Origin of the sequence: Bradyrhizobium sp. INPA03-11B (assembly GCF_040446015.1) — a bacterium.
Lineage (GTDB): Bacteria > Pseudomonadota > Alphaproteobacteria > Rhizobiales > Xanthobacteraceae > Bradyrhizobium > Bradyrhizobium macuxiense_A.
On record NZ_JASGSR010000008.1, the window covers coordinates 102,586 to 127,760 of the forward strand.

Here is a 25,175-nt window from a genome sequence, read left to right on the forward strand (position 1 = left end):
AGAGCGATCATGATAGCGCATCTTTTGCCGATGCATGATCTTTTCGAGAGCCGGCCCCGCGCGTAACGCCGGCCGGCCGCTCAGCTCGCCAGCACGACGTCGAACACCGCCGTATAGTGGCAGGCGGCGCCGAGCAGCACGAAGCAGTGCCAGATCGCGTTCTGGAAGCGCAGCCGCCGCCAGGAGTGGAAGATCACGCCCAGGCTGTAGAGGATGCCGCCCGCCAGCACAAAGCCGAGCGCCATCGTGGGCAGCGCCTTGACGACGCGGTCGTAGAGCATGATGCCGCTCCAGCCCATCGCAAGATAAAGCCCGACCGAGAGCCGGTCGAAGCGGCCGGGATAGCGCAGCTTCAGCCAGATCCCGACGATCGCCACACACCACACGCCGACCAGCAGCGCGATCGCAAAATAACTGTCCTTCAGTTCCACGATGAACGGCGTGTAGGTCGCGGCGATCAACAGATAGATCGCGGAATGATCGAAGCGCCGCAACACCCATTTGGCGCGCGACACCGGCCAGAGATTATAGGTCGCCGACAGCGTCAGCATCCCGAGCAGGCCTGCGACATAGACCGACACCACGGCAACGTCGAACGGGCCGGCATAGACCGCGGTCAGCACGATCAGCGCGGTGGCGGCAACCAGCCCGAAAGCGACGCCGACAAGATGAACGACGCCGTCGGCGATCAGCTCGGCGCGGTCGTAGTTCCACAGCGCGGCGCCGGCCGCGTGGATCGAGGTCGAGGCAAGTTGCTTCAGGCGGAAGACCGTCATGCAGGCTTTCCTGTGGCCGTTTGACTATGGGTAGCGCGGGTGGCGGGACGCGTTCAAATCCCCTCACCATCCCTCGCCTGCAAAGGCGCCGGAAATGTGAAGCTTGATTTTGGCCCGATAATCGCCAACTTGCGGGTGATCGCCCGCCCTTTAGGTCCCTCCTGCCGGGTTTGTCGTTAACCCTCCATGCCCCCCAGTTTCTCTGATATCGTCGAGGAAGCCCGTCTCTCGGCGCGGGCGCTGCTCGACTATGGCGAGGGTTTCTTCAACCCGACGGTGCGGCTCGGCGTCACCGGCCTGTCGCGGGCCGGCAAGACCGTGTTCATCACCGCGCTGGTGCATGGGCTGACCCGCGGCGGCCGCTTCCCGGTGTTCGAGGCCTATGCCTCGGGGCGGATCGCGAGCGCCTATCTCGCCCCGCAGCCCGACGATGCGGTGCCGCGCTTCGCCTATGAGAACCATGTCCGGACATTGGTCGAGGAGCGGACCTGGCCGAACTCGACCACCGACATCTCCGAGCTTCGCCTCGTGATCGAGTATCAGCGGCAAAATGGCGCGGACCGCACGCTGACCCTCGACATCGTCGACTATCCCGGCGAGTGGCTGCTCGACCTGCCGCTGCTGAGCAAGAGCTACGAGCAATGGTCGGCGGAGAGCCTTGCATTGTCGCGCGAGCCGCTGCGCGCAAAACTCGCAGCGCCCTGGCACGCCCATCTCGCAACGCTAAAGCCCGAGGCGAGAGAGGACGAGCAGGCTGCGCTCACCGAAGCACGCCTGTTCACCGACTATCTGCGCGCCTGCCGCGACGAGCGTTTCGCGATGAGCCTGCTGCCGCCGGGCCGCTTCCTGATGCCGGGCAACCTCGCCGACACGCCGGCGCTGACCTTTGCGCCGCTCGACGTGCCGGTGGACGGCAGCGCGCCGGATCACTCGCTATGGGCGATGATGCGGCGACGATACGAGGCCTACAAGGACGTCGTGGTGCGGCCGTTCTTCCGCGATCACTTCGCGCGGCTCGATCGCCAGATCGTGCTGGCCGATGCACTCGCCGCGTTCAATGCCGGCCCAGAGGCGCTGCACGATCTCGAGGCCGCGCTCGCCGGGATCCTCGACTGCTTCCGAATCGGCCGCAGCACGATCCTGAGCGCGCTGTTCCGGCCGCGCATCGACCGCATCCTGTTCGCGGCGACCAAGGCGGACCACCTGCATCACCAGAGCCACGACCGCCTCGAAGCCGTGCTGCGGCGGATCGTGGCCAGGGCCGCCGAGCGCGCCGAATATGCCGGCGCCGAGATCGACGTGGTGGCGCTCGCCGCAGTGCGCGCCACCCGCGAGGCGCAGGTTCAGCGCGGCCGCGACAGGCTGCCGTCGATCCTCGGCACGCCGGCGCCGGGCGAAGTCGCCAATGGCGAGATTCTGGACGGCGAGACGGAAGTTGCGACCTTTCCCGGCGACCTGCCCGACAATCCGGAGGAGCTGTTCAACGGCGGATTCCGCGGCCTCTCGAGCTCGGGCGCCGAGGCCGCCGATTATCGTTTCCTGCGCTTCCGCCCGCCGAAGCTGGAACGCAGCGGCGATGCGGAGCCGGCGCTGCCTCACATCCGCCTTGACCGCGTCCTCCAGTTCCTGATTGGAGACAAACTGCAATGAACGAGAAGACGCCTCCCCGGCGGCCGGCGACGTTCAAGCTCGACGATCCCGGCGTGGTCGTGATCGATCCGGACGACAGCGGCCGCCTCATGCGCGGCACGATCCAGATCGTGCCCGAGGGCGAGCCCGCGCAGCTGCCGGTGCCGGTCGATACGCCGCTGCTGCCGGCGCGCCGCGGCTTCCGCTGGGGCACGCTGTTCTGGAGCGCGGTCGCGGGCCTCGTGGTGCTCGGCACCGGGCTTGGCGTCCTCAACCTGATTGAGGATCTGTTCGCGCGCAACGAAGGCCTCGGTTTCCTCGGGCTCGTGCTCGCCGTCATCGCCGCGGTGGCGCTCGCGGTCGTCACCATGCGCGAGCTCGTCGGTCTCACGCGACTTGCAGCCATCGAGAAACTGCATTTGCGCGCCGCCGAGGTGCTGATCAGCGACGACCGGGCGGCGAGCCGGGCTGTCGTCGCCGACCTGCTCAAGCTCGCGCACCGGACCCCGCAGCTCGCCCGCGCCCGCAGCGCGCTGCAGAGCCACACCGACGACATCATCGACGGTGCCGACATGATCCGTCTCGCCGAGCGCGAATTGATGACGCCGCTCGACGAGGAGGCCCGGCGGCTGGTGTCTTCGGCCGCGCAGCGCGTCTCCGTCGTCACCGCGGTCAGTCCGCGCGCGCTGTTCGACGTGCTGTTCGTGTTCGTGGCGAGCTTGCGGATGATCCGGCAGCTGGCGCGGCTCTATGGCGGCCGGCCCGGCGCGCTCGGCATGATCCGCCTGCTGCGCCATGTCATCGCGCATCTGGCGATCACCGGCGGCATGGCCGCGAGCGACAGCCTGATCCAGCAGATGCTCGGCCACGGCATCGCGGCAAAGCTCTCGCAGCGGCTCGGCGAAGGCATGCTCAACGGCCTGTTGACCGCCCGCCTCGGCCTCGCCGCGATCGACGTCACCCGCCCGCTCCCCTTCAACGCCCTGCCGCGCCCGGCGCTGACCGATCTGGCAAAAGACCTGATCCGCAAGCGCGACGAAGAGGAATAGCGGCGCAGAGCCGGCAAAGACACGTTTGCGCGGCGCCCACCATCCACGTCGTGCTCGCGACAAACACAGCTGTCGTCCCTGCGAAAGCAGGGACCCATACGCCGCAGCGGATATTGTGAGCGGGCTCGCCGTTACAGAGATGCAAGATAACCAGCATCGGTGGTTATGGGCCCCTGCTTTCGCAGGGACGACATCGAGTATGTTACGCGAGTGGGGGAGCCACCTGAGGGGTATCCATCCACGCGCACCTCACCCGCGGAGCGAGACCCCTCATCCGGCAGCCTTCGGCTGCCACCTTCTCCCACAAGGGGAGAAGGTGATCTCGCAAGGCTCTGAGAGCATCGCCAGCACGCGCCAGCGGAAGAACGTCGTGTCCGGCGGCGGCGAGAGATCGGGGGTCCAGCCTGAGATCTTCTCCAGCGCATAGGTGTCCATCACCATGCCGCGCCAGCTCCGCGTCACGCGCTCCAGCGGCGTGCGCACCGCCGATGTTTCCTTCCACAGCGGCAGATTGTTCTCGGGCTCGCGCCCGACATAGATGCCGACATGATCGCGGATGCGGCTCATGCCGGGATCGGCAAAGCCCTGGAAGCGGCCGCGCTCATTGATCTCGATGACAGGCGCCCGCCCGCGCAGCATCCAGCGCAGCATCGCATAGGTGCGGTAGTCCGTGGTCGCGACCCAGGTCGCGCCGGTCGCCTCGACCTGCGCCAGCGTGCGCGCGGCCACCACGTCGTAGCCCGCCTCGGTGCCGATCGGATCGGTGCGGCCGATCAGATTCCACGGCGCGAACATGTAATAGAGGAAGACGCAGACCACGAAGACGATGCCGGTGGAAATCGCAGTCCGTGCCCAATACACCGTCGATTTGACCAGCCCGACCGACCAGCCCTCGAACGGCATCCGCGTCACGTTGATGGCAACCGCCGCAAAGCCGGCCGGCCACAGGAACATCGGCCAGGTGTCACCGACCCGCAAGGTCAGCGACTTCCAGAGGAAGTAGATGAACGGCACCAGCACCGCTGTCGCCAGCAGGATCGCGACCGGCTCGCGCCTGAGATAGCCGCGCCATGCCGTCAGCCCTGCTGCGAACAGCGTCACCGGCAGCAGCACGAAACCGACCAGACCGAACTGCATGCCGACGAATTCGCCGAGCGTGCGGAAGGTGAGATCGCGCTCGACGGTGGCGCGCACCGCCTGGAAACGGAACGAGGCCCAGTCATGTTCCGCATTCCAGATCAGCACCGGCGAGAACACGATGATCGCGATCAGCGCGGCAAGGTAGGGATAGGGGCTGCGCAGCCAGCGCCACCGCCAGTCCGGTACCAGCGCGAAGGCGAGCACCGCCGGCGCGAACATGATCGCGGTGAATTTCGACAGCAGCGACAGCCCGGCGAACAGTCCCGCGGCGAGCCACCAGCGTCCGTCATGGCTCTGCGCAAGCCGCACCAGCGACCACAGCAGCGCCACCGAAAACGGGATCAGCGCCGTGTCCGGCGCGACCTTGGCCATCAACAGCCCGTAATAGAGCGCCGCCTCCGGCAACAGCAGCGCCAGCATCACCGCGCGGACATTGCCTGATGTCACGCGGCGGACGATGTCGGCGAGCAGGAGCTGGGTGGCCAGCATCGCCACGATGCCACCGAGGCGGACACCGAGATTGGTGTCGCCGAGCACAGCGGTGCCAAAGCGGATGAACCAGGCGACCATCGGCGGATGGTCGAGGAATGACAGCACGTTTTCCTTCGACCAGGTCCAGTAATAGGCCTCGTCGGTGCGCAGGTCGAGCGCATGGGCATAGACCAGCCGCATCGCGGTCATGGCAACGATCACGGCGATGACGCCGCGCCAGTCCGGCGCGCGCGAACGGGCCGGTTTAACACCGATGTTATCGGAAGGGGCTATCGTCACGGCGCGCTTTTTGTTCGACTCTTAACGGAGTGTCAACGTTCCGCCCAGCCCGCCATGCGGCTCGTCCGGACCCGTGGTGGTGTTCAGCGCGGGAATTAAACATTAGACTTGCCGATCATGAATCACATGGCCTCCCCCTCGCGCGAGCACCTGCAGGACATGGCCCGCGGCATCGGCCAGCGGCAGGTCCGCCTAGTCACGGGGGCGATCATGTTCGCCTACCTGATCAGCCATTTCCTGAACCATGCGCTGGGCAATATCTCGACCGAGGCGTTGGCGATCGGGGTGCACTACCACACCAGGTTCTGGCAGTTCCTGCCGGTCGCCGTCGTGTTCTACTCGGCCTGCCTGGTGCATGCCGCGCTCGGTATCTGGGCGCTGTTTGAGCGACGCGAGTTCCACTGGAAGGCGATCGAGCCGCTGCAGCTCACGCTCGGCCTCAGCGTCCCGATGCTGATCGTCGCGCACGTCGTCGGCGTCCGGCTCGGCCAGACCCTGTACGGGCACGAGAAGCTCTATCCGCAGGAGCTCTACACGTTCTTCATCGCGTCGCCGAACCGGCTGTGGACGATGCTGGCGGTGCTGGTGATTGCCTGGGTACATGGTTGCATCGGCCTGTACTTCTGGTTGCGGATGCGCGCGTTCTTCAAGCGCGCGGCGCCCTTCCTGCTCGGGACAGCCGTGCTGATCCCGACGCTGGCGATGCTCGGCATCTATCAGGCCGGCCGCGCCACGATCGCCGACTATCAGGATCCCGACTGGCGGCGCGAGGAGTTGTCGGTGCAGAAGCTCGGCACGGCGGCGCAAGGGGCCATGCTCGAGAAGATCACCGATGACCTGACGGTCGGCTATCTCGGCCTGCTCGGCCTCGTGCTGCTGGCGCGCGGGGCGCGGACCCTGCTGGAACGCCGCGGCGGCATGATCGCGCTGTCCTATGGCAACGGCCGCACGCTGCGGGTGCCGAAGGGACTGAGCGTGCTGGAAGCGAGCCTGCGCTACAACGTGCCGCATGCCAGCGTCTGCGGCGGCCGCGCGCGCTGCTCGACCTGCCGCATCCGCATCATCGGCGATCACGCCGCGCTGCCCGAGCCTTCGCCGCGCGAGGCCTTCGTGCTGCACCGGGTCGGCACCGACGATCCGTCGATCCGCCTGGCCTGCCAGTTGCGACCGACAGGCGACCTGACCTTCTTCCAGCTTTTCCTGCCGAGCACGACGTCGGCGAACGCGCATGCCGGCAATCCGACGCGGGTCGGCCAGGAGCGTTATCTGGTCAGCATGTTCGTCGACATGCGCGGCTCGACGCAGCTTGCCGAGAAGCGGCTGCCGTTCGACACCGTGTTCATCGTCAACCGCTTCCTGGGCGCGGTGTCGCAAGCGGTGCTGGAAGCCGGCGGGCGGCCGAACCAGTTCATCGGCGACGGCATGCTGGCGCTGTTCGGGCTCTCGACCGACCGGCACGAGGCCTGCCGCCAGGCGCTGCGCGCCGCGGCATTGATCGCCGCCAATATCGACGAGCTGAACCAGTTTCTCAGCCACGATTTGCGCGAGCCGATCCGCTTCGGCATCGGCATCCATGGCGGCGAGGTGATCGTCGGCGATATCGGCTATCGCGACCACATGGTGTTCACGGCGCTTGGCGACGCCGTCAACGTTGCGGCGCGGCTGCAGGACATGACGAAGGCGCTGGCCTGCGAGGCCGTCATTTCCGACGAGGTGCGCATCACGGCAGGCCTTGCCGACGATGCCCTGCCGGCGCAGGAGGCTGCGATCCGCGGCCGCAACGAGCCGATGACCGTGCGCACCGTAGAGGCGACGCGGGTGTTGTCCGCGCTGGTCGACGAGCGGCGTGCCGTCGCGGCCTGACCGGTTCATCCCCCTTCACTGAGTGTGACCTGCCGCACATCCGCGGATGTGTTCAGCGGAGATGCTCGAACGCGTCCCGTGCCGGATGCGACTGACTGGCGATGGGTAACACTGCAACCGCGCCGCGACAGAGCTCAACGCGCATCTGAAGGAGACGACCATGCTTCGCAAAGTCACGCTTGCTCTCGCTACTGCCGCAACCCTCGGCGCCGCCGCGCTGGCGCCGACCTCGGCGTCCGCCAAACCGTTCTTCTGGCATCCGTACCACCATCACTTCTGGGGTGGCCCGGGCATCTCCGTCGGCTTCGTCGACTCCGGCTGCTACGTCACCCGCCTGGTGATGACGCCCTACGGCTATCGCTATCGCACCGTGAACGTCTGCTACTGATCGAACCTTACTGTGGAATCGAAATGCCCCGGTCGCCTGATGCGGCCGGGGCTTTTCGTTGTTGCGACGCACCGCGGCGAAAGCTCAATTGACTTGGGATTGTCAGGTGCGACATTTGTCGCCGCGCGCATTCCATGACGTGAACGCGCGCAAGGCAATCTGAGCCTGGTGATGACCAGCTCGGGACATAACAGCTTCGGAGGAAGCGGAATGCTCGATCGACGAGACTTGATGAAGCGCGCCGGATTGGCGGCTTTGGTGACGGGGCTGGGATCAAGGGGCGCGTTCGCCCTCGACACCGTGACACTGCCCTTCGACAACGGCGAACGGCCGCTGGTGCGCTACCCGCAGAAGCGCCCGATGATCGGCCTGACCAGCCGGCCGCCGCAGCTCGAAACCCCGTTTGCGATCTTCAACGACGGTCCGCTGACGCCGAACAACGCGTTCTTCGTCCGCTATCACCTCGCCGGCATCCCCTACGACCTCGATCCGGACAAGTTCACGCTCGAGATCAAGGGCAAGGTCGACAAGCCGCTGAAGCTATCGCTGAAGGACATCCGCAAGCTCAAGACCACCGAGCTCGTTGCCGTCAACCAGTGCTCCGGCAACAGCCGCGGCTTCTTCAATCCGCGCGTCGCCGGCGGCCAGCTCGCCAACGGCGCGATGGGCTGCGCGCGCTGGCACGGCGTGCCGCTGAAGACCGTGCTCGACATGGCCGGCGTGCAGGCCGGCGCCAAACAGGTCACCTTCAACGGCATGGACGGTCCGGTCATGGAGACGACGCCCGACTTCGTCAAGGCGCTCGACATCGACCATGCGCGCGACGGCGAGGTGATGCTGGCCTGGGGCATGAACGGCGAGGACCTGCCGTTCCTCAACGGCTTCCCGCTCCGCCTCGTGGTGCCCGGCTATTACGGTACCTATTGGGTGAAGCACCTCAACGAGATCACCGTGATCGACAGCGTGTTCGACGGCTTCTGGATGAAGTCCGCCTACCGGATTCCGGACACGCCGAACAATGCGATCGAGCCCGGCACCGCACCGAAGGCGACGATCCCGATCAACCGCTTCACGGTGCGCTCGTTCATGACAAGCGTTGCCGACGGCGCCAGGCTGAAGGCCGGCCGCACCACGCTGCGCGGCATCGCCTTCGACGGCGGCAAGGGCATCAAGGAGGTCGTGGTCTCGACCGACGGCGGCAAGAGCTGGACGCAGGCCAAGCTCGGCAGGGATCTCGGCAAATACGCATTCCGCGAATGGAAGCTGAAGGTCGTGCTTCCGGCCGGTGCCTCGGAGCTGAAGGTGCGCGCCACCAACAATGCCGGCGACACCCAGCCGATGGACCCGTTGTGGAATCCGGCGGGCTATCTGCGCAACGTCGTCGAAACCGTGCGCGTCACCGCGGCGTGAGGAGAAGCATCATGACCAGCAAGCTGCTTGCCTCCCTCGCCGCGATCGCGGCACTCTCGATCGGCGCTGCGATCGCTGCGCCCGTCAACTACACGCTTCCCGAGGAGACCGCGGCGTTCAAGCCAGGTCCCAACCTCGACGTGGTGCAGAGCAATTGCACCGGCTGCCACTCGGCGGACTACATTAAGACCCAGCCGCAGGGGGAGAAGTTCAAGAAGGATTTTTGGCAGGCCGAGGTGACCAAGATGATCAAGGTCTACGGTGCGCCGATCGACCAGGCCGACGTCGGCAAGATCGTCGAGTATCTCTCCGCGACCTATTGAGACGGGGCCGATCAATCCCCGCGCGCCCGCCACAAGGCAGCGCGCGGGGCCTTTGATCCAATTCGGGTCAGTGGAATCAGATCTTTTTGCACTGCATCAATTGACCACGAAACAGGCAATCCGGCACCAAAACCCTGCAAAGCGGGTTGTTTCCGGGCAAAAACACACCGTGGTTTGATCTACCCAGCTTTTTTCAAACTGCTATCCTGTGCGGCGCGGACAAGCCGGTTTGTGCGGGGACCGGCAGGTCTGTTTTCGATTGATTCCGCGGAGACGACTGGAATGCCCAAAGGTACAGTGAAGTGGTTCAACCCGACCAAGGGTTATGGATTCATCCAGCCCGCAACGGGCGGCAAGGACATTTTCGTGCATATTTCAGCAGTTCAGAAGGCTGGTCTTCAAAGCCTCAACGAAGGCCAGTCGGTTGAATACGAAGAGATCGCCAATCGCGGCAAGACGTCAGCCGAGAACCTCAAGGTCTAGCGCTCCGCGCGAGATCCAGCGGCGCACTCTCGGACACCATCCGGGAGTGAGGGCCGATCCAACATCACATGCGTGACGTTCGGCGGAGCGGGCACGATGCCCGCGCGCCACGGCATTGTACTTTTTTCGGGCCGCCTTCGATCGCGTGCCGACGCTTATCCTTTGCGCCGTGAAGACGTGCGGCTGCGTTGGCGCGTCACAGACAGGTGCCGCCGCCCTGCCCGGTGCCGCACGGCACCCGCTTCGACAATTGGTCGATCTTGCGCTTCGACTCCGCTTGCGCCAGCACGTCGAACACGCTCGACGGTGCGAGCTGCGTCGCCTTGCGGAAGTCGTCGGTCGCCTTGTCGGTGTGATTGAGCGCCTCATGCGCCTTGGCGCGGGCGAACAGCCCCTCCACGGTCTCCTTCTGCGCAATCGCCCGGTCGAGATCCTCGACCGCCTTGTCGTAGTTGCGCAGCGCCGACCAGGTGATGCCGCGCAATGTCAGCGCCGGCTGATAATCGGGCCGCGCGGCGAGGACGAAGTTGAGATCCTTCATCGCGTCATCCGGCTTCTTCAGCCCGAGATAGGCCCGCGCGCGCAGCACATGCGGGAAGGCATCGTTGGGCGCCCGCGTGATGATCTGGTCGAAGGCGGCGACGGCGCGGTCGTACTGGGATGACGTCAGCATCGCGAGCCCGCGGCCGAGCTGGGCCGTCGGATTGTTGGGGCTGCGCTCCAGCACGTTGTTGATATCGACCAGTCCTTCATCGGCACGGCCCTTGAGCATCAGCGCAAGGCCGCGCCACGATCTGGCGATCAGATTGGTCGGCACCAGCGCCAGCGCTTGATCGAAATCGAGCAGAGCCTTGTCGAGCTGGTTGAGGCCGAAATAGGCGAGGCCGCGTTCGGTGAACGCGAGCGTCTCCTTGGCATTGAGCGAGATCGAGTGGTCGTAGTCGGAAAGCGCGTCCTGCACCTTGCCGGTGCCGGCCTTGACGAGGCCGCGCGCCAGGTAAGCCAGCGAACTGTTCGGATCGAGGGTGATGGCGCGACCGGCATCAGTCATGGCCTCGTCGAACTGCCGCATTCCGGCGGCATTGAGCGCGCGGAAGGCCAGCAGTTGCGGATCGTTCGGCTTGAGCTTGAGCAATTCGGTGAGATCGTTGCGCGCGTCCGCCATCCGGCCGAGCCGTGAATAGGCCAGCGCGCGGACCCGCAGCGCAGCCTCGTTGCGGGGATCGCCGCTCAGCAGCCGGCTGAGATTGGCGATCGCACCGGTGTAGTTGCCCTGTGTGACGAGTTGCTTGGCCTGCTCGACCTGCTGGTTGGCCGCGGCCGCCGTCGGCGCGGCTGGAGCCGGCGTCGCCGGCGATTGCGGGGCCGCACCGGCCTTGGCCAGCTCGGCCTGCATCGCGAGCGCCTGCTGGCGCTGCTGCTGGATCTCCTTGTTGTCGGGAAGAAACGTCAACAGCCGGTCGAAATCGCCGATGGCCCTGACGTAGTCGCCCTTGGCGCTGTAGAGCTGGGCGCGGGCGAAATAGGCATTGCGTTCGGTCTGCGGCGCCTGCGCGATCGCGCGCGAGAAATCCTCGATCGCATGATCGATGTCGCCCTTGCGACGATAAGCCTGACCGCGCCAGTAGAACGCGTTCGGCGTGCTTGCATTGACGGCGATCGCGGTATTGGCGTCGGCCAGCGCCGCATCGGGCTGGCCGGATTCGACATAGGCCCGCGCGCGTCCGACATGGGCGGCGGGAAGATCCTGCCGCAGCGTGATCGCCTCGCCGTAATCGGAGATCGCATCGCTCCAGGCGTGCTGGTCGGCGCGCAGATTGCCGCGCGCCAGGAAGCCGAACGGATTCTTCGGCTCGAGCTCGATCGCGCGATCGAAATCGGCACGCGCCTGATCGAGACTGCCTTTTCGCTGCCGAAGATAGCCGCGCGCGATCAGCGCGGGCACGAATTGCGGGTTCAGCTGCAGCGCCGCATCGGTATCGCTCAAGGCCTGATCGATCTTGTTGCGAGCGATGTAGAACCGCGAGCGGCCGGTAAACGCCTTGGTCCGATCCTCCGTGGAGCGCGCGGCATCGTTGATGATGCCCGAACACGCAGCCTCGGCCTTTTCCGTCGGTGGGCCGCCGCAATCCTCGACATCACCCGCGCGGGCCGGGGCGGCGAGCGCAGGCCACAACAGCAGCGCAAGCGCGGGCAATAATGAGAAACGAACACCGCTGATCGCGGCATCGATGCAGGTCGAACGTGAACGCATGTCGTAGCCTCGGGTTGACCGAATGCTGCCCGTCTTAATGCGTCAGTTGGTTCTTATGGTGATGGCGCGGAACGTTGATTCGACCCCTTCGAGTTCGGTTCCAGCGTCAATGACGCGGATCGCCTTCCCTACAATGAATGCGGATGGAACACCACGGAACGCGCGCAGCAGAAGCGATCAGCCGTTCAATCTTCCGTCACCCACTGCGGAACGGTCATGACATCAGGCGGTTGCAGATAGCCGCGTGGCCAGAGATCGACGGCCCATTCCACCTTGGTGGCGCGTTCGAGCAAAACGGCGGTGTTGTGCGGCGTCTGCCCCAGCGAAAATCCGCGGTAGTGCGGATTCCCGACGTCGTGGAACTTGAACAGGTTCCACGTCTGCATCACCAGCATCAGGCTGGTCGTGTTGCGGGTCGTGTCCCAGCAGTCGTAATTGTGCTGGTCGTCGTTGGCGCGGAAGTCCGCTTTCGCGACGCGCTTGTTGGTGCCGAGGATCGGGCCCATCCGGCGGTCGAACCAGATCACGGCCTTTTGCACGGCCGCGCGTTCGGCGGCGGCATTGGCACGGCCGGTGGCCATGATCCGGGTCAGGGCGGCTCTGTCGGCCGCGCTGAAGTCGAGCATCTCGCGGCGCCGGCAGACGAAGCCGTAGCAGACCGTCATCGTCGACGCCGTCGGCGGATAGATCGACACCGATGTGTAGAGCTGCATGACGCCGGCGCTGAGCTCGGCCGCAGGGGCCGGCGTCATCGCGAACAGGGACATCGCTGCGCATAACGCGCCGGCAACCCCGGTTCGCTTCGCACGTATCGGCTTATTGGCATTGTCCATGTCGCGCCCCCAACTGGAGGGAGAATTATCGCGGGCGCGCCGCGATGCCAAGACATCCGGCGCATGGCTGTGGATCAGATCAGCCGACCGGCAGCGGCGCGTCGCGCTTGACTTCCTCCATCACCGCGTAAGTTCGCGTCTCGCGCACGCCCGGCAGCGCCAGCAGCGTTTCGCCGAGAAACCGGCGATAGGCGGTCATGTTGGCGACGCGCGCCTTGACCAGATAGTCGAAGCCGCCGGCCACCATGTGACACTCCAGCACCTCAGGCGCGGTCTGAACCGCTTTGGCGAAGCGCTCGAACACATCGGGCGTGGTCTTGTCGAGCAGCACCTCGACGAACACCAGGAGGCCAAGGCCGAGCCGGTGCGGGTTGAGCCGCGCGCCATAACCTTCGACGAAGCCGTCGCGCTGCAGCCGCTTCAGCCGTTCGCCGACCGAGGTCGGCGACAGGCCGATCCGCTCGGCCAGCTCCACATTGGCAATCCGGCCATCCCCTTGCAGGATCGAGAGGATTTTACGGTCTGTCTTGTCAATCTCTGTCATATCTGCGGCCATAGCTTAAATACTCCAGATTTTCTAAGGCAAATCTGCTAATTTGTCTATCGAACTACGGTCCACGGGCGCGTAGGTGTTCCCGTGCAACCCCAGGAACTGCCCGAGGAACCGCCATGCCAGACCCGCTCCCGCCCCCGTTCAGCGCGCCCTACGCCCCCGATGACACGGCGATCGCCGGCCGCCTGCGCCAGGACGCGAGCCTCGGCGCGGAGGCGGAGGCCAGGATCGATCGCTCCGCGACGCGCCTGATCGAGGCGATCAGGGCCAATGACGATCCGCTGGGCGGGGTCGAGGACATGCTGCGGGAGTTCGCGCTGTCGACCAAGGAAGGCCTGGCGCTGATGGTGCTGGCGGAGGCGCTGCTGCGGGTGCCCGACGCGCGGACCGCCGACCAGTTCATCGAGGACAAGCTCGGCCAGGGCGACTTCGTCAATCACGAGACCAAATCCAGCGCATTCCTGGTCAACGCCTCGGCTTGGGCGCTCGGCATGTCCGCGCGCGTGATCCAGCCCGGTGAAACACCGCAAGGAACGATAGGCCGGCTGACCAAGCGGCTCGGCGCGCCGGCGGTGCGCGCCGCGACACGACAGGCGATGCGGCTGATGGGCAGCCATTTCGTGCTCGGCGAGACCATCGAGGCGGCGCTGTCGCGCGCGCAAGCGCATACGGCGCGCGGCTCGCGCTATTCGTTCGACATGCTCGGCGAGGGCGCACGCACCGCCGACGATGCCCGCCGCTATTTCGAATCCTACGCCCGCGCGATCGAGGCGATCGGCAAGGCGGCCGGCGATCAGCCCCTGCCCGACCGGCCCGGCATCTCGGTCAAGCTCTCCGCGCTGCATCCGCGCTTCGAGGCGGTCAGCCACGCGCGGGTGATGAGCGAGCTGGTGCCGCAGCTGATCGATCTGGCGCGCCGCGCCAAGGCCTACGACCTCAACTTCACCGTCGATGCCGAGGAAGCCGACCGGCTGGAGCTGTCGCTCGACGTCATCGCGGCAGCCTTCGCCGACCCGTCGCTCGCCGGCTGGAGCGGCTTTGGGCTTGCGATCCAGGCCTATCAGAAACGCGCCACCGACGTGATCGACTATATCGATGCGCTCACGCGCGCCCTCGATCGCAAGATGATGGTGCGCCTGGTCAAGGGCGCCTATTGGGACACCGAGATCAAGCGCGCGCAGGAGCGCGGGCTCGACGGCTATCCGGTGTTCACGCGCAAGGCGATGACCGACCTGAACTACATCGCCTGCGCGCGCAAGCTGCTGGCGCTGCGGCCGCGGCTGTTTCCACAATTCGCCACCCACAACGCGCTGACGGTCGCGACCATCCTCGAACTGTCTGACGATCCCAATAGCTTCGAATTCCAGCGGCTGCACGGCATGGGCGAGGCGCTCTACGCCCAGCTCGGCGAGGACAGGCCCGAAATCGCCCACCGCACCTATGCGCCGGTCGGCAGCCACCGCGACCTGCTCGCCTATCTGGTGCGGCGCTTGCTCGAGAACGGCGCCAACTCGTCGTTCGTGGCGCTGGCCGCGGACAATCGCGTCTCCATCGTGGACCTGTTGCGCCGCCCAGCCGACATCATCGGCGCCGACAACAATGCAGCACATTCCGGAATTCCGCTGCCGACAGACCTCTATCGGCCGCAGCGCGAGAATTCGCACGGCATCGAGTTCGGCGAGCGAAAGGCGCTCGATGCGCTGACGTCGGCGATAACAGTCGAAACCAAGGCGGCGTCTGGTGCGGTCGCGACGTCGACAATCGAGCAGGCGAATGCCGCCGTCGCGGCTGCGCGCGGCGGCTTCAAGGCCTGGAATGCGACGCCGGCCACACAACGCGCGGCCATGCTGGACAAGACTGCCGATCTGCTCGAGCAGCGCCGCGCCCACTTCCTCGCCCTGCTGCAGAACGAAGGCGGCAAGACGCTCGACGACGCACTCTCCGAGGTGCGCGAGGCGATCGACTTCTGCCGCTATTATGCGGCGCTCGGCAAAAAAATGTTCGGCGAAGGCGAGACGATGCCTGGCCCGACCGGCGAGAGCAACGTGCTGGAGCTCCACGGCCGCGGCGCTTTCGTCGCGATCTCGCCGTGGAATTTCCCGCTCGCGATCTTCCTCGGCCAGGTCACGGCGGCGCTGATGGCCGGCAACGCGGTGATCGCAAAGCCGGCCGAGCAGACCCCGCGCATCGCAGCCGAAGCCGTCGCCCTGCTGCATGAAGCGGGCGTGCCGAGATCGGCGCTGCATCTGATCCAGGGCGACGGCGCTATCGGCGCCGCGCTGGTCGGCCATCCCGGCATCGCCGGCGTGGTCTTCACGGGCTCGACCGAAGTGGCACGCGCGATCAACCGGACGCTCGCCGCCAAGGACGGTCCGATCGTGCCGCTGATCGCCGAGACCGGCGGCATCAATGCCATGATCGTCGACGCCACCGCGCTGCCCGAGCAGGTCGCCGACGACGTCGTGACCTCGGCGTTCCGCTCCGCCGGGCAGCGCTGCTCGGCGCTGCGGCTCTTGTTCGTGCAGGACGACGTCGCCGACCGCATGATCGAGATGATCGCAGGCGCCGCGCGCGAATTGAAGATCGGCGATCCCTCGCAGCCATCGACGCACATTGGACCTGTCATCGATGTGGAAGCCAAGGAGCGGCTCGATACGCATATCGCGCGGATGAAAAAGGAGGCGCGGGTGCATCTCGCCGGCGAGGCGCCTGCCGGCACGTTCGTCGCGCCGCATATCTTCGAGCTGTCGTCGGCAAGCCAGCTCACCGAAGAGGTGTTCGGTCCGATCCTGCATGTCGTGCGCTATCGCGCCGAGCGGCTCGGCGACGTGCTGGCGGCGATCGAGGCGACCGGCTTCGGACTGACGCTCGGCGTCCATTCCCGCATCGACGACACGATCGAACACGTGATCGAGCGCCTCCAGGTCGGCAACATCTATGTCAACCGCAACATGATCGGCGCGGTCGTCGGCGTGCAGCCGTTCGGCGGCAGCGGCCTCTCCGGCACCGGCCCCAAGGCCGGCGGCCCGCATTACCTCGCGCGCTTCGCCACCGAGCAGACGATCACGATCAACACCGCCGCCGCGGGCGGCAACGCCGCGCTGATGGCCGGGGTGGAGTAAAAACTCTCATCCTCCCCTGGAGGGGGAGGATCGGTTCGCATGCAATGCGAACCGAGGTGGGGTGAAGGTCTCTCCACCCGAATGCTGCCCGTGTTGAGAGATCACCCCACCCCGTCTCACATTCGCTTCGCTCATGGTGAGCCGACCCTCCCCCTCCAGGGGAGGGTGAAGCGAGGGTAAGAAAGTGCCGTTGCATCATCACCCCGAGATGGGTCAAATGGCCGCTCAACGGGATCATCGCACACGATAATTCCAGCTACCGGAAAAACACCAACAAGCGCCACGGGAGCGACGGCACGATGGAAAAAGGCATTTTTGACGGGCTCAAGGTCCTGGACTGCGCGAGCTTCATCGCGGCGCCCGCGGCCGCCACCGTGCTGTCCGACTTCGGCGCCGACGTCATCAAGATCGAGCCGCCCGGCGCCGGCGACCCCTACCGCAATCTGCCCAATCTGCCCGGCTATCCCGCCAGCGAGCATAATTTCGCGTGGATGCTGGAGGCCCGCAACAAGAAGAGCCTCGCGCTCGACCTCACCAAGCCTGAAGCGCGCGAGGTGCTCTACAAGCTTGTCGCTGAAGCCGACGTCTTCATCACCAACATGCCGCCGCAGGTGCGCCAGAAGCTCGGCATCACCCACGATCACCTTGCCCATCTCAACGACCGGCTGATCTACGCCTCCTTCACCGGCTATGGCGAGAAGGGCGAAGAGGCCAACAAGCCCGGCTTCGATTCCAACGCGTACTGGGCCCGCTCCGGCCTGATGGACCTGGTGCGCGCCGACGAGGACACCACACCGGCGCGCTCGGTCGCCGGCATGGGCGACCATCCCTGCGCAATGGCGTTCTACGGCGCGATCGTCACCGCGCTGTTCCAGCGCGAGAAGACCGGCAAGGGCTCGCATGTCTCGACCAATCTGATGGCCAACGGCGTCTGGGCCAACGGCGTGCTGGCGCAGGCCAAGCTCGCCGGCGCCAAGTTCAAGAAGCGCAAGCCGCGCGAAGAGGCGCTGAACGCCGTCACCAACCACTACAAGTGCCGGGATGGCCGCTGGCTGATCCTGTCGCTGCTCAACGAGGACCGGCAATGGCCGACCTTGGCGCGCTGCATGGGCCGCGAGGACCTCGTCGCCGATGCCCGCTTCGTCACCAAGGCGGATCGCCATGCGCGCTCGGTCGAGTTGATCAAGATCTTCGACGAAGTGTTCGCCGGCAAGGATCTCGCCGAATGGCGCAAGATCCTTGACGGCAACGGCCTCGTGTTCGGCGTCGTCGGCATCCTCGACGACATTCCGAACGACAAGCAGATGATCGAGAACGAGGTGCTGGTGCGCTTCGAGAACGACACCATGCTGACCGTCAACAGCCCGATCTTCATCGACGGCGCCAAGAAGGTGCAGCCGCGCAAGCCGCCCGAGGTAGGCGAGCACTCCGACGAGATCCTGCGCCAGGCCGGCTACGACGAGGCCACGATCCAGAAGCTGCGCGCGTCGGGCGCAGTGGCGTAGGTCGCCGAGGTGACGCTGCGTCCACTCCCTCGCCCCGCTCTTGCGGGGAGAGGGTTGGGGTGAGGGGCTCTCTCCGCGAGCATCGGTGCCGGTGAGACTTGTACCCCCTCACCCGGATCGCATCATGCGATGCGACAAAGCCGAAGCAAAGCTTCGGCGTTCTTTGACGGCCGCCAAAGGCGGCCTATGCCTCTCCCCGCAAGCGGGGCGAGGTAAGAAGCTTCACCGCTTCATCCAGGCCCAGACGATGGCCACCACGATGATGCCGATGATGACCGCGAGACCGATCGCCCAGCTGCTGACACGAACGGCGCTCACCGCCTGACGCTCGGCCTCGTTGGCCGCGATCTCGCGGTTGCGCTGCTTGTTGTCCTCGGAAGCACTCATCGGGCCGGTCTCCGGTCAAGAGCTGTCAGGTCCAGGCAAACTCGAGTGTAGCATCAAATAATGACGCGCAGCCGCTCCAGTTCCGGCTGAAACTACCGCCCCTTCACGAAGCACATGCCCATGCGGGATGTTTTCCCGGCAACCTGGCAGGCCAGCCCCTCGGCACAGGTCCAGCCGCGGAAGCTGCGGTCGGTCTCGGCCGGCTTGGCGCCCGGCAGATAGCAATGCGCGCCCCAGCCGTCGCTGTATTCGGTGCCGGCAAGCTCGGCGCTGGCGCGCAGCTGCGGCCGGTTGGAGAAGCCGCGTGAGAAATCCGGCGCCTTGCCGTCGCGGAAGCTTGCGAGGATATCGCGGCGGCGTGGCTGGTCGCCGAAGAAATGCGGCGAGGCCGGCACCACGGTGGAGTTCGACGGCTTTGCCGCCATCCAGTCGACGCCGGGGAAATGGAAGCCGCCGATGCCGCGGGTCTGATGGCAGCCCGCGCAGGTGACGTCGTTGAGGCGCCGCTCGAAGCCGGCCAGCGACTGGATGTTCTGCAGCTTCGTTCCGTCGGCGGCGGCCTTCTGCAAGGCCCCGACGACGTCGCCCTCCGAGAACACCGCACTGCCGGCTCCGCCCTCGCCCTGCACCATCGCGAACTCCGGCTGCAGATCGCTGATGTCAAAACCGGTCGGGGTCGGCGCCACCGCACCGGTTGCTAGGAAGCGATCGGGGACCAGCAGGGTGCCGCGATCGAGCTCGGCAAAATGCCTGGGATCCAGCAGCCAGGCCTTGAAGTCGCGCTTCAATCCCTCGTCCGCCAGAATGCGATCCCGATCGATCTGGTTCTCGAGCGGCGCCTCGGCAAAGCGTCTTGCCGCGCCGTCATAGTCGAACACCTTCAGCAGATAGTCGGTGCGGAAGTCGCGCACCGCGGATTTCGGCGCGTGGGCGATCTGCAGATTGGTCTCGATGCGATCGATATTCCGCGCGTCGATCAAATCGAGTGGCCCGTCCTTGCCGAACAAATTATCCATCGCAGGCTGAGCGCCGGCGGTCGCGAGCCAGCGGCGCGCGATCTCGCGGCAGCTGAGCGACGCGTCATTGCCGTCGCCCTTCGCCTTCAGCACAAGGTTCAGCGTCATCGGCAACCGTTGCGACACCGCGTTCTCGCCGATCAGGGGCACATCGGTGCGGGTCAACCGATAGATCAGCCGGATCTCGCCGCAGTCTTTCGGCGCCACATAGGCGCGGTCCATGCGGTTGACGATGCCGGCCAGCACGAAGCGAACGTCAGAGGATTCGAACAGCGCGCGGTCGAACAGCTGAAACGCAAAGCCGTCACCGACACCGACGCTCTCGTCCGGCAGGCTCGCTTTGTGCTTCGTGACGTAGCGATCGAATTCGCGATCGAGCGCCTCGCGCACCGGCACCATCGCAGGCAAGGCGAACAGCTCGCGGTTGGACAGCGGCGCGTCAGCGGCGCGTTCCGGCGCGAGCATCCGGCCGAGGCCAAAGCGGCCGTGATCGAGCTCGCGCAGAACAGCGGGATCGATCACCGCTGCACCACGCTCGAGCGCGCGATCCTCGGCGGCACCTGCGGGCACGGCGCCGCAGAGCAGAACGGACATCAGCAGGAGGCATTTCAGCGCGCGGCTCATGCCTCCACTAACACCGCGCGGCAAATCCTATTCAAGAAAAAAGGTGCTTCACATCGCGGTGAAGCGCCTTGGTGTCGTCGTGGTTCCGCAATCAACGCGAAACGATCAGGCCCTTGCTGGTGACGACCACCCAGCGGCCATCCTGCTTGCGGATGGCGTCGACGCGGCCGAGGCCGGGGACGGGATCACCGGCATAAACCTCATAGATGCCGCCGCGGCCCTCGATCAGTGCGCCGCCATTGCCGACGTCGCGCAGCGCCCAGCCATCGACCACCGGCAGGCGGCCGACCTCGGGCCTCGGGGCGGCAGGCGCTGCCGCGGCAGTCGCCGGCGGGATCGAGCCGGTGACTTCGCGGGCGGGCGTCGCCGCGGCGACAGTCGTCTGCGGGGCGCGGAGCTTGTCGACGGTCTCGCTGAGCTTGTTGAGCCTGGCGATCGGCTCGGCCTGGGCCTTCTCGACCTTCTCGATCCGCTCGCTGGCCTTGCTGAACTGAACGGTCCCGTTTCTGGCGGTCTGGTCGATGCTGGACTTCAGGGCGGCGATTTCGCCATCGATCCGGGCGAGCGCCGCGTCGGTCGCTTCCTTTGCAGCCACGTCCCTGACGGAGGCAGCAGCGGGGGCGGCGAGATGTCCGAGCCCGGCGGTCGCGAGCGCGCCGCCGATGGCGCCTGCCACGGTCGCCAGCGCAATCACCGCGGCCATGGCCCCGAACCGGCGCGCGCCGGCCGGCTTGCCTGCCGCCTTGGCGGTCTGCTCCGCACCCGGCTTGGAGGCGGTCGCCTCATGGTCCCAGGTCCGGTCACCGGGTGCCATGATCATCAGTCTGCCCGGAAAACGCGGCTCCTCACGCTTGCCGGTCTCGACCTTGGGCACCGCCATATTGGTCGGCTCGATCTTGGGGTCAATCTTGGCGTCGATCCTGGCCTCGATCGCGGGATCAAGCCGGGACGGCTCAGCCTTGGCGGCTTCGGCCTTCGGCGCATCCATGCTGGGCGCGTCCGCCTTCGGCGAGGTCTCTTCCTGCTCGGGCGCGAGCCGCGGAGCCTCGACACCGGCCACAGCCATCGCGGGCTCGCTCTTCGCCGCCATTTCGGCGCCGGTTTGACCGCTGACCGTCTCGCTCTGCTGCTCACTCACGTTCAAAGTCTCCAGGCTTGGTTGACAATTCGGTAACTTTTATTGCTTGCGAAATGGTTACCCCGCGCCGCCATTACCTAAATTTTAGGGAGTCTTCCGGGCCGGATTTGGGCGATGCTGCCCTGCGGCAATCTGCGTCAGCTCCGTTTGCGCGCGGCGCTTTCCCGATTAACATGCCGTCATCTTCCAGCCAGAAGGCAGGGGAGCACCATGACGATCGAGAAATGCATCAATGAATTTGGTGTCGATGACGTCATTTTTGAGGAAGGCTCGACCGGCCGCGAACTATTTGTCGTGCTCGACGGCACGGTGGACATCGCCAAGATCGATGGCGGCAACAAGACCGTCATCGTCAGCCTCGGCAAGGGCGAGTTCTTCGGCGAGATGGCCGTGATCGACGGCTCGGCGCGCTCGGCGACCGCGATCGCAGCCGCGCCCGCGACGCGCGTGATGCGGATCAACCACGCCCGCTTCGTCTATCTGGTCAGCCAGCAGCCGGCCTTCGCGCTGATGGTGATGGATGCGCTCTCGAAACGCCTGCGCGCCTCCAACGCCGTCACTTACCGAGCGGCAGCCGCACCATGAGCGAGCGCAAGCCAAGCCCGTTCAAGACGCTGTTCGAGGCCGACGTCGCCACGCTGATCCAGGCTGCCGACGACGTCTACCAGATCCGCTTCCAGAACCGTGCGGCGAACGCCTATCTCGTACGCGGCAGCAAGCGGACCATCATGATCGACGTCGGATTGTCGACCAATTATCCGTCGCTCGTCGCCTGTCTCAACCATCTCGGGATAACGCCCGAGATGATCGACATGGTGGTGCTGAGCCACGAGCATCTCGATCACATCGGTGCGGCCTATCATTTCCACGGTGGCGCCTACATCGCCGCGCACCGGCTCGCCGCCAACAAGATCATGCTGCGCGACGACTTCTCGATGCTGCGCAAGATGTTCAACGAACCGAACGTGCCGATCGACATCGACATCTGGCTCGAGGAAGGCAACCTGATCGACCTCGGCAATTTCCGCCTCAATGTGATGTACACGCCGGGCCACACCTCGGCCTGCATCTCACTGTTCGATCAGGACAAGGGGCTGCTGTTCGCCGCCGACACACTGATGCCCGGCGGCGTGATGGGCGGCGTGTTCGGCTCCGGCTCGATTGCCGATTACATCCAGTCGCTGGAGCGGCTGAAGGGCCTCAATTCGAAGATCCTGCTGTCGGGGCACGGCCGGCTGTCCGACACGCCGCAGGACGATGTGCGGATCGCACTGCAGCGGTCGCACGCTTTGCTCGAGGACACAGCGCAACTGTTCGACGCGCTCGATGCGCGCTCGAACTTCGAGCCGATCATGCAATCGGTGCGCGACCTCAACAAGCTCGACGATTGACGGCTCGGTCCCAGCCGAAGCCAGCCGTTGTGACCTGCCATGACTTTGCACTAGGATCGGCTCGCAACGATAAGAATCACAGACGCGGCGATGCAAGCCGTTGCCGACAGCGGGGAGAGGAAGCGAATGCAGGCTGACACGATGGCGCAGATGCGCCGCCGGGTGGTGATCTCCTCCACGATCGGCAATGCGCTGGAATGGTTCGACTTCACCGTATTTGGCCTGTTCGCCGGCATCCTGAGCAAGCTGTTCTTTCCCGCGGACAATCCGCATTCCTCGCTGCTGCTCACCTTCGCGACATTCGGGATCGCCTTTGCAGCCCGGCCGCTGGGAGGCCTGGTGTTCGGGCTCTATTCCGACAAGCACGGCCGCAAGAAGGCGTTGGTCGTGATGATATCGCTGATGGCTGCCGGCACCGGCCTGCTCGGCGTCCTGCCGACCTATGGCGCGATTGGAATCGCCGCGCCGCTGTTGCTGCTGCTGGCGCGGCTGATCCAGGGCTTTTCCGCCGGCGGTGAGTTCGGCAGCGCCAGTGCGATGCTGATCGAGTTCGCGCCGCCTGGCCGGCGCGGCTTCTACGGCTCGTTCCAGATGGTGTCGCAATCGCTGGCGTTCGGCCTCGGTGCCGCGATGGCGATCGGCCTCAATCTCGGCCTGTCGGCGGACGCCTTCGCGAGCTGGGGTTGGCGCGTGCCGTTCATCCTCGGCATTCTGATCGGGCCGACCGGATGGTACCTGCGCCAAAGGTGCGACGAGTCGCCCGAATTCAAGGCGTATCTCGCCGAGAAGGCCGCGACGGCGCAGCCGGGCAGGCAGACCACGCTCGGCCAATTGTTCTCCGAACATCCGCGCGAGTTGATTGCCTCGTTCTGCCTGATCGCTGCCGGCACGGCGATCAACTATGTCAATGCGATCTTTCTGCCGACCTATGCGGTCGCCGAGTTGAAGCTGCCGATCCTGAATGCGCAGCTCGGCCTGCTCGTCGTCAGCCTCATCAATGCGGCGGTGGCGGTGGCCTGCGGCGCCCTCTCCGACCGGATCGGCCGCCGCGCGGTGCTGGTTCCGGCGCTCATCATCTACAGCTTGCTGTTCTACGTGATCTTGCAGCGGCTCGTCGCCGCGCCGACCACGGCGAATCTCTGGCAGTTGCAGATCGTCGCGGTCCTGCTCGGAGCCCTGGCCGGGCCGATGCCGGCCTTCATGACCGAGATATTCCCCGTCGGCGTGCGCTCGACCGGCGCATCGCTGATGTACAATCTCGCCGTGATGCTGTTCGGCGGGCTGGCGCCGTTCATCAACACCTGGCTGGTCCAGGTCACGGGCGACAAGGCTGCTCCGGTCTACTACATCCTCTTCGCCGCAGCGGTGGGCCTCGTGGGTCTGTCGGTCTATCGCGGGCGACCGTCGGTGCCGGGAATCGCAACTCAACCGGCGCAATGACCGCGACCGGCACGACGGCTGACGCCCGAGCTTGCGCGACCGTGCATGCGGCGCTGCATTTGACAAATCCGGGCGTGGCCTGTTCAACAGCGACAAGAATAACGCTGAAGAACAGGGAGCGAGGACCATGAAGCTTTACGACTCGGTCGGACCCAATCCGCGCATCGTGCGCATGTTCATGGCGGAGAAGGGCATCGAGATACCCAGAGAGACCGTCGACCTGCGCAAGGGCGAGAACCGCGAGGAAGCGCATCTGAAGCGCAATCCGCACGGCCAGATGCCGGCGCTCGAGCTCGACTGCGGCAACTACCTCTCGGAGATCACGGCGATCTGCGAATATCTCGAGGAGAAGCACCCCTCGCCCGCGATGATCGGCAGCACGCCGGAAGAACGCGCCGAATGCCGGATGTGGACGCGCCGGGTCGATCTCAACATCGCCGAGCCGCTTGCCAACGGCTATCGTTTCGGCGAGGCGCTGAAATTCTTCGAGAAGCGGATTCCGGTCGCTCCCGAAGCCTCCCCGGGCTTGAAGATGATCGCCGCCAATCGCATCAAGTGGCTGAACGATCAGATGGCCGACGGACGCGACTATATCTGCGGCCAGCGCTTCACGCTCGCCGACATGCTGCTCTACTGCTGGATCGATTTCGGCAACCAGGTCGGCCAGCCGCTGGATCAGTCGAACGCCAACATCGTGGCCTGGTTCAACCGCGTCGCCGCGCGGCCGTCGGTGAAGGCGTAAGAGCGGTCTTCTTATCCTCCCCTGGAGGGGGAGGATCGGTTCGCATGAAGCGATAGCGCAATGCGAACCGAGGTGGGGTGAAGGTCTCTCGTTACGGGCGCTGCCCGAGTGGAGAGATCACCCCGCCCCGCTGCGCATTCCGCTTTGCTCCATGCACAGCGACCCTCCCCCTCCAGGGCCCTCCAGGGGGAGGGTGAAGAGCACCAACATCGTCGCCTGGTTCAACTGCGTCGCCGCGCGGCCGTCGGTGAAGGCGTAATGGCGGTCTTCTTATCCTCCCCTGGAGGGGGAGGATCGGTTCGCATGAAGCGATAGCGCAATGCGAACCGAGGTGGGGT

General features: G+C 65.7%; 21 protein-coding genes. 13 read left to right on the top strand and 8 right to left on the bottom strand.

What is annotated here, in order from left to right; genetic code table 11:
* Nucleotides 1-80: 80 nt before the first annotated feature.
* Nucleotides 81-776 (bottom strand): hemolysin III family protein, encoded by a 696-nt coding sequence (locus QMZ05_RS05360; protein ID WP_050423782.1) that lies wholly within the window; start codon nucleotides 774-776, stop codon nucleotides 81-83.
* Between the two features lie 186 nt (nucleotides 777-962).
* Between QMZ05_RS05360 and QMZ05_RS05365 the strand changes: the two genes are divergently transcribed.
* Both QMZ05_RS05365 and QMZ05_RS05370 read left to right on the top strand, forming a co-directional pair.
* Nucleotides 963-2,426: a YcjX family protein gene (locus tag QMZ05_RS05365; protein ID WP_353699836.1), complete on the top strand. Its 1,464-nt coding sequence runs from the start codon at nucleotides 963-965 to the stop codon at nucleotides 2,424-2,426.
* Nucleotides 2,423-3,454 carry a TIGR01620 family protein gene (locus tag QMZ05_RS05370; protein WP_353699837.1) on the top strand — a complete coding sequence of 344 codons (1,032 nt, stop codon included), beginning with the start codon at nucleotides 2,423-2,425 and terminating at the stop codon, nucleotides 3,452-3,454. The genes QMZ05_RS05365 and QMZ05_RS05370 overlap by 4 nt, the downstream gene beginning before the upstream one ends.
* Nucleotides 3,455-3,724: 270 nt before the next feature.
* On the opposite strand, the gene QMZ05_RS05375 is transcribed toward QMZ05_RS05370, so the two are convergent.
* On the bottom strand, nucleotides 3,725-5,275 hold the full coding sequence (locus QMZ05_RS05375) for a glycosyltransferase family 39 protein (RefSeq protein ID WP_353699851.1): 1,551 nt from the start codon (nucleotides 5,273-5,275) through the stop codon (nucleotides 3,725-3,727).
* Between the two features lie 216 nt (nucleotides 5,276-5,491).
* Here QMZ05_RS05375 and QMZ05_RS05380 point away from each other — a divergent pair, with 216 nt between their 5' ends.
* The 5 genes from QMZ05_RS05380 to QMZ05_RS05400 all read left to right on the top strand — a co-directional run bounded on the left by QMZ05_RS05380 (nucleotide 5,492) and on the right by QMZ05_RS05400 (nucleotide 9,832).
* Nucleotides 5,492-7,228 carry an adenylate/guanylate cyclase domain-containing protein gene (locus tag QMZ05_RS05380; RefSeq protein WP_353699852.1) on the top strand — a complete coding sequence of 579 codons (1,737 nt, stop codon included), beginning with the start codon at nucleotides 5,492-5,494 and terminating at the stop codon, nucleotides 7,226-7,228.
* A 160-nt stretch (nucleotides 7,229-7,388) separates the two neighbouring features.
* Nucleotides 7,389-7,616 (top strand): hypothetical protein, encoded by a 228-nt coding sequence (locus QMZ05_RS05385; RefSeq protein WP_021079752.1) that lies wholly within the window; start codon nucleotides 7,389-7,391, stop codon nucleotides 7,614-7,616.
* A 210-nt stretch (nucleotides 7,617-7,826) separates the two neighbouring features.
* A complete protein-coding gene (locus QMZ05_RS05390; protein ID WP_353699838.1) occupies nucleotides 7,827-9,026 on the top strand; it encodes a molybdopterin-dependent oxidoreductase in 1,200 nt (399 codons plus the stop codon).
* Nucleotides 9,027-9,037: 11 nt separating this feature from the next.
* Nucleotides 9,038-9,349, top strand: a complete 312-nt coding sequence (locus QMZ05_RS05395) for a cytochrome c (RefSeq protein WP_353699839.1) — start codon at nucleotides 9,038-9,040, stop codon at nucleotides 9,347-9,349.
* A gap of 282 nt (nucleotides 9,350-9,631) precedes the next feature.
* Nucleotides 9,632-9,832, top strand: coding sequence for a cold-shock protein (locus QMZ05_RS05400; protein WP_021079749.1), 201 nt, complete (start codon nucleotides 9,632-9,634; stop codon nucleotides 9,830-9,832).
* Nucleotides 9,833-10,028: 196 nt separating this feature from the next.
* On the opposite strand, the gene QMZ05_RS05405 is transcribed toward QMZ05_RS05400, so the two are convergent.
* The 3 genes from QMZ05_RS05405 to QMZ05_RS05415 all read right to left on the bottom strand — a co-directional run bounded on the left by QMZ05_RS05405 (nucleotide 10,029) and on the right by QMZ05_RS05415 (nucleotide 13,463).
* Complete coding sequence (locus tag QMZ05_RS05405; protein ID WP_353699840.1) at nucleotides 10,029-12,086, bottom strand: tetratricopeptide repeat protein; 2,058 nt, start codon at nucleotides 12,084-12,086, stop codon at nucleotides 10,029-10,031.
* Nucleotides 12,087-12,271: 185 nt separating this feature from the next.
* Nucleotides 12,272-12,853, bottom strand: a complete 582-nt coding sequence (locus tag QMZ05_RS05410; protein WP_353699853.1) for a hypothetical protein — start codon at nucleotides 12,851-12,853, stop codon at nucleotides 12,272-12,274.
* Between the two features lie 145 nt (nucleotides 12,854-12,998).
* On the bottom strand, nucleotides 12,999-13,463 hold the full coding sequence (locus QMZ05_RS05415; RefSeq protein ID WP_050423774.1) for an Lrp/AsnC ligand binding domain-containing protein: 465 nt from the start codon (nucleotides 13,461-13,463) through the stop codon (nucleotides 12,999-13,001).
* 125 nt (nucleotides 13,464-13,588) lie between these two features.
* Between QMZ05_RS05415 and putA the strand changes: the two genes are divergently transcribed.
* Together putA and QMZ05_RS05425 are read left to right on the top strand one after the other, a co-directional pair.
* On the top strand, nucleotides 13,589-16,594 hold the full coding sequence (gene putA, locus QMZ05_RS05420) for a bifunctional proline dehydrogenase/L-glutamate gamma-semialdehyde dehydrogenase PutA (RefSeq protein ID WP_353699841.1): 3,006 nt from the start codon (nucleotides 13,589-13,591) through the stop codon (nucleotides 16,592-16,594).
* Between the two features lie 299 nt (nucleotides 16,595-16,893).
* Entirely contained in the window at nucleotides 16,894-18,099 is a 1,206-nt protein-coding gene (locus QMZ05_RS05425; RefSeq protein WP_353699842.1) for a CoA transferase, read from the top strand.
* A 222-nt stretch (nucleotides 18,100-18,321) separates the two neighbouring features.
* On the opposite strand, the gene QMZ05_RS05430 is transcribed toward QMZ05_RS05425, so the two are convergent.
* The 3 genes from QMZ05_RS05430 to QMZ05_RS05440 all read right to left on the bottom strand — a co-directional run bounded on the left by QMZ05_RS05430 (nucleotide 18,322) and on the right by QMZ05_RS05440 (nucleotide 21,264).
* Entirely contained in the window at nucleotides 18,322-18,486 is a 165-nt protein-coding gene (locus QMZ05_RS05430) for a hypothetical protein (protein WP_021079743.1), read from the bottom strand.
* 92 nt (nucleotides 18,487-18,578) lie between these two features.
* Nucleotides 18,579-20,126, bottom strand: a complete 1,548-nt coding sequence (locus tag QMZ05_RS05435; protein ID WP_353699843.1) for a hypothetical protein — start codon at nucleotides 20,124-20,126, stop codon at nucleotides 18,579-18,581.
* 91 nt (nucleotides 20,127-20,217) lie between these two features.
* Entirely contained in the window at nucleotides 20,218-21,264 is a 1,047-nt protein-coding gene (locus QMZ05_RS05440; RefSeq protein WP_353699844.1) for a hypothetical protein, read from the bottom strand.
* 210 nt (nucleotides 21,265-21,474) lie between these two features.
* Here QMZ05_RS05440 and QMZ05_RS05445 point away from each other — a divergent pair, with 210 nt between their 5' ends.
* From QMZ05_RS05445 to QMZ05_RS05460, 4 genes are all read left to right on the top strand, one after another.
* Nucleotides 21,475-21,849 carry a Crp/Fnr family transcriptional regulator gene (locus tag QMZ05_RS05445; RefSeq protein WP_146992454.1) on the top strand — a complete coding sequence of 125 codons (375 nt, stop codon included), beginning with the start codon at nucleotides 21,475-21,477 and terminating at the stop codon, nucleotides 21,847-21,849.
* Nucleotides 21,846-22,655 carry an MBL fold metallo-hydrolase gene (locus QMZ05_RS05450; RefSeq protein ID WP_353699845.1) on the top strand — a complete coding sequence of 270 codons (810 nt, stop codon included), beginning with the start codon at nucleotides 21,846-21,848 and terminating at the stop codon, nucleotides 22,653-22,655. Before QMZ05_RS05445 ends, QMZ05_RS05450 begins: the two co-directional genes overlap by 4 nt.
* 126 nt (nucleotides 22,656-22,781) lie before the next feature.
* Nucleotides 22,782-24,095: an MFS transporter gene (locus tag QMZ05_RS05455; protein WP_353699846.1), complete on the top strand. Its 1,314-nt coding sequence runs from the start codon at nucleotides 22,782-22,784 to the stop codon at nucleotides 24,093-24,095.
* Between the two features lie 127 nt (nucleotides 24,096-24,222).
* Nucleotides 24,223-24,837, top strand: coding sequence for a glutathione S-transferase family protein (locus QMZ05_RS05460; protein ID WP_353699847.1), 615 nt, complete (start codon nucleotides 24,223-24,225; stop codon nucleotides 24,835-24,837).
* Nucleotides 24,838-25,175 lie beyond the last annotated feature (338 nt).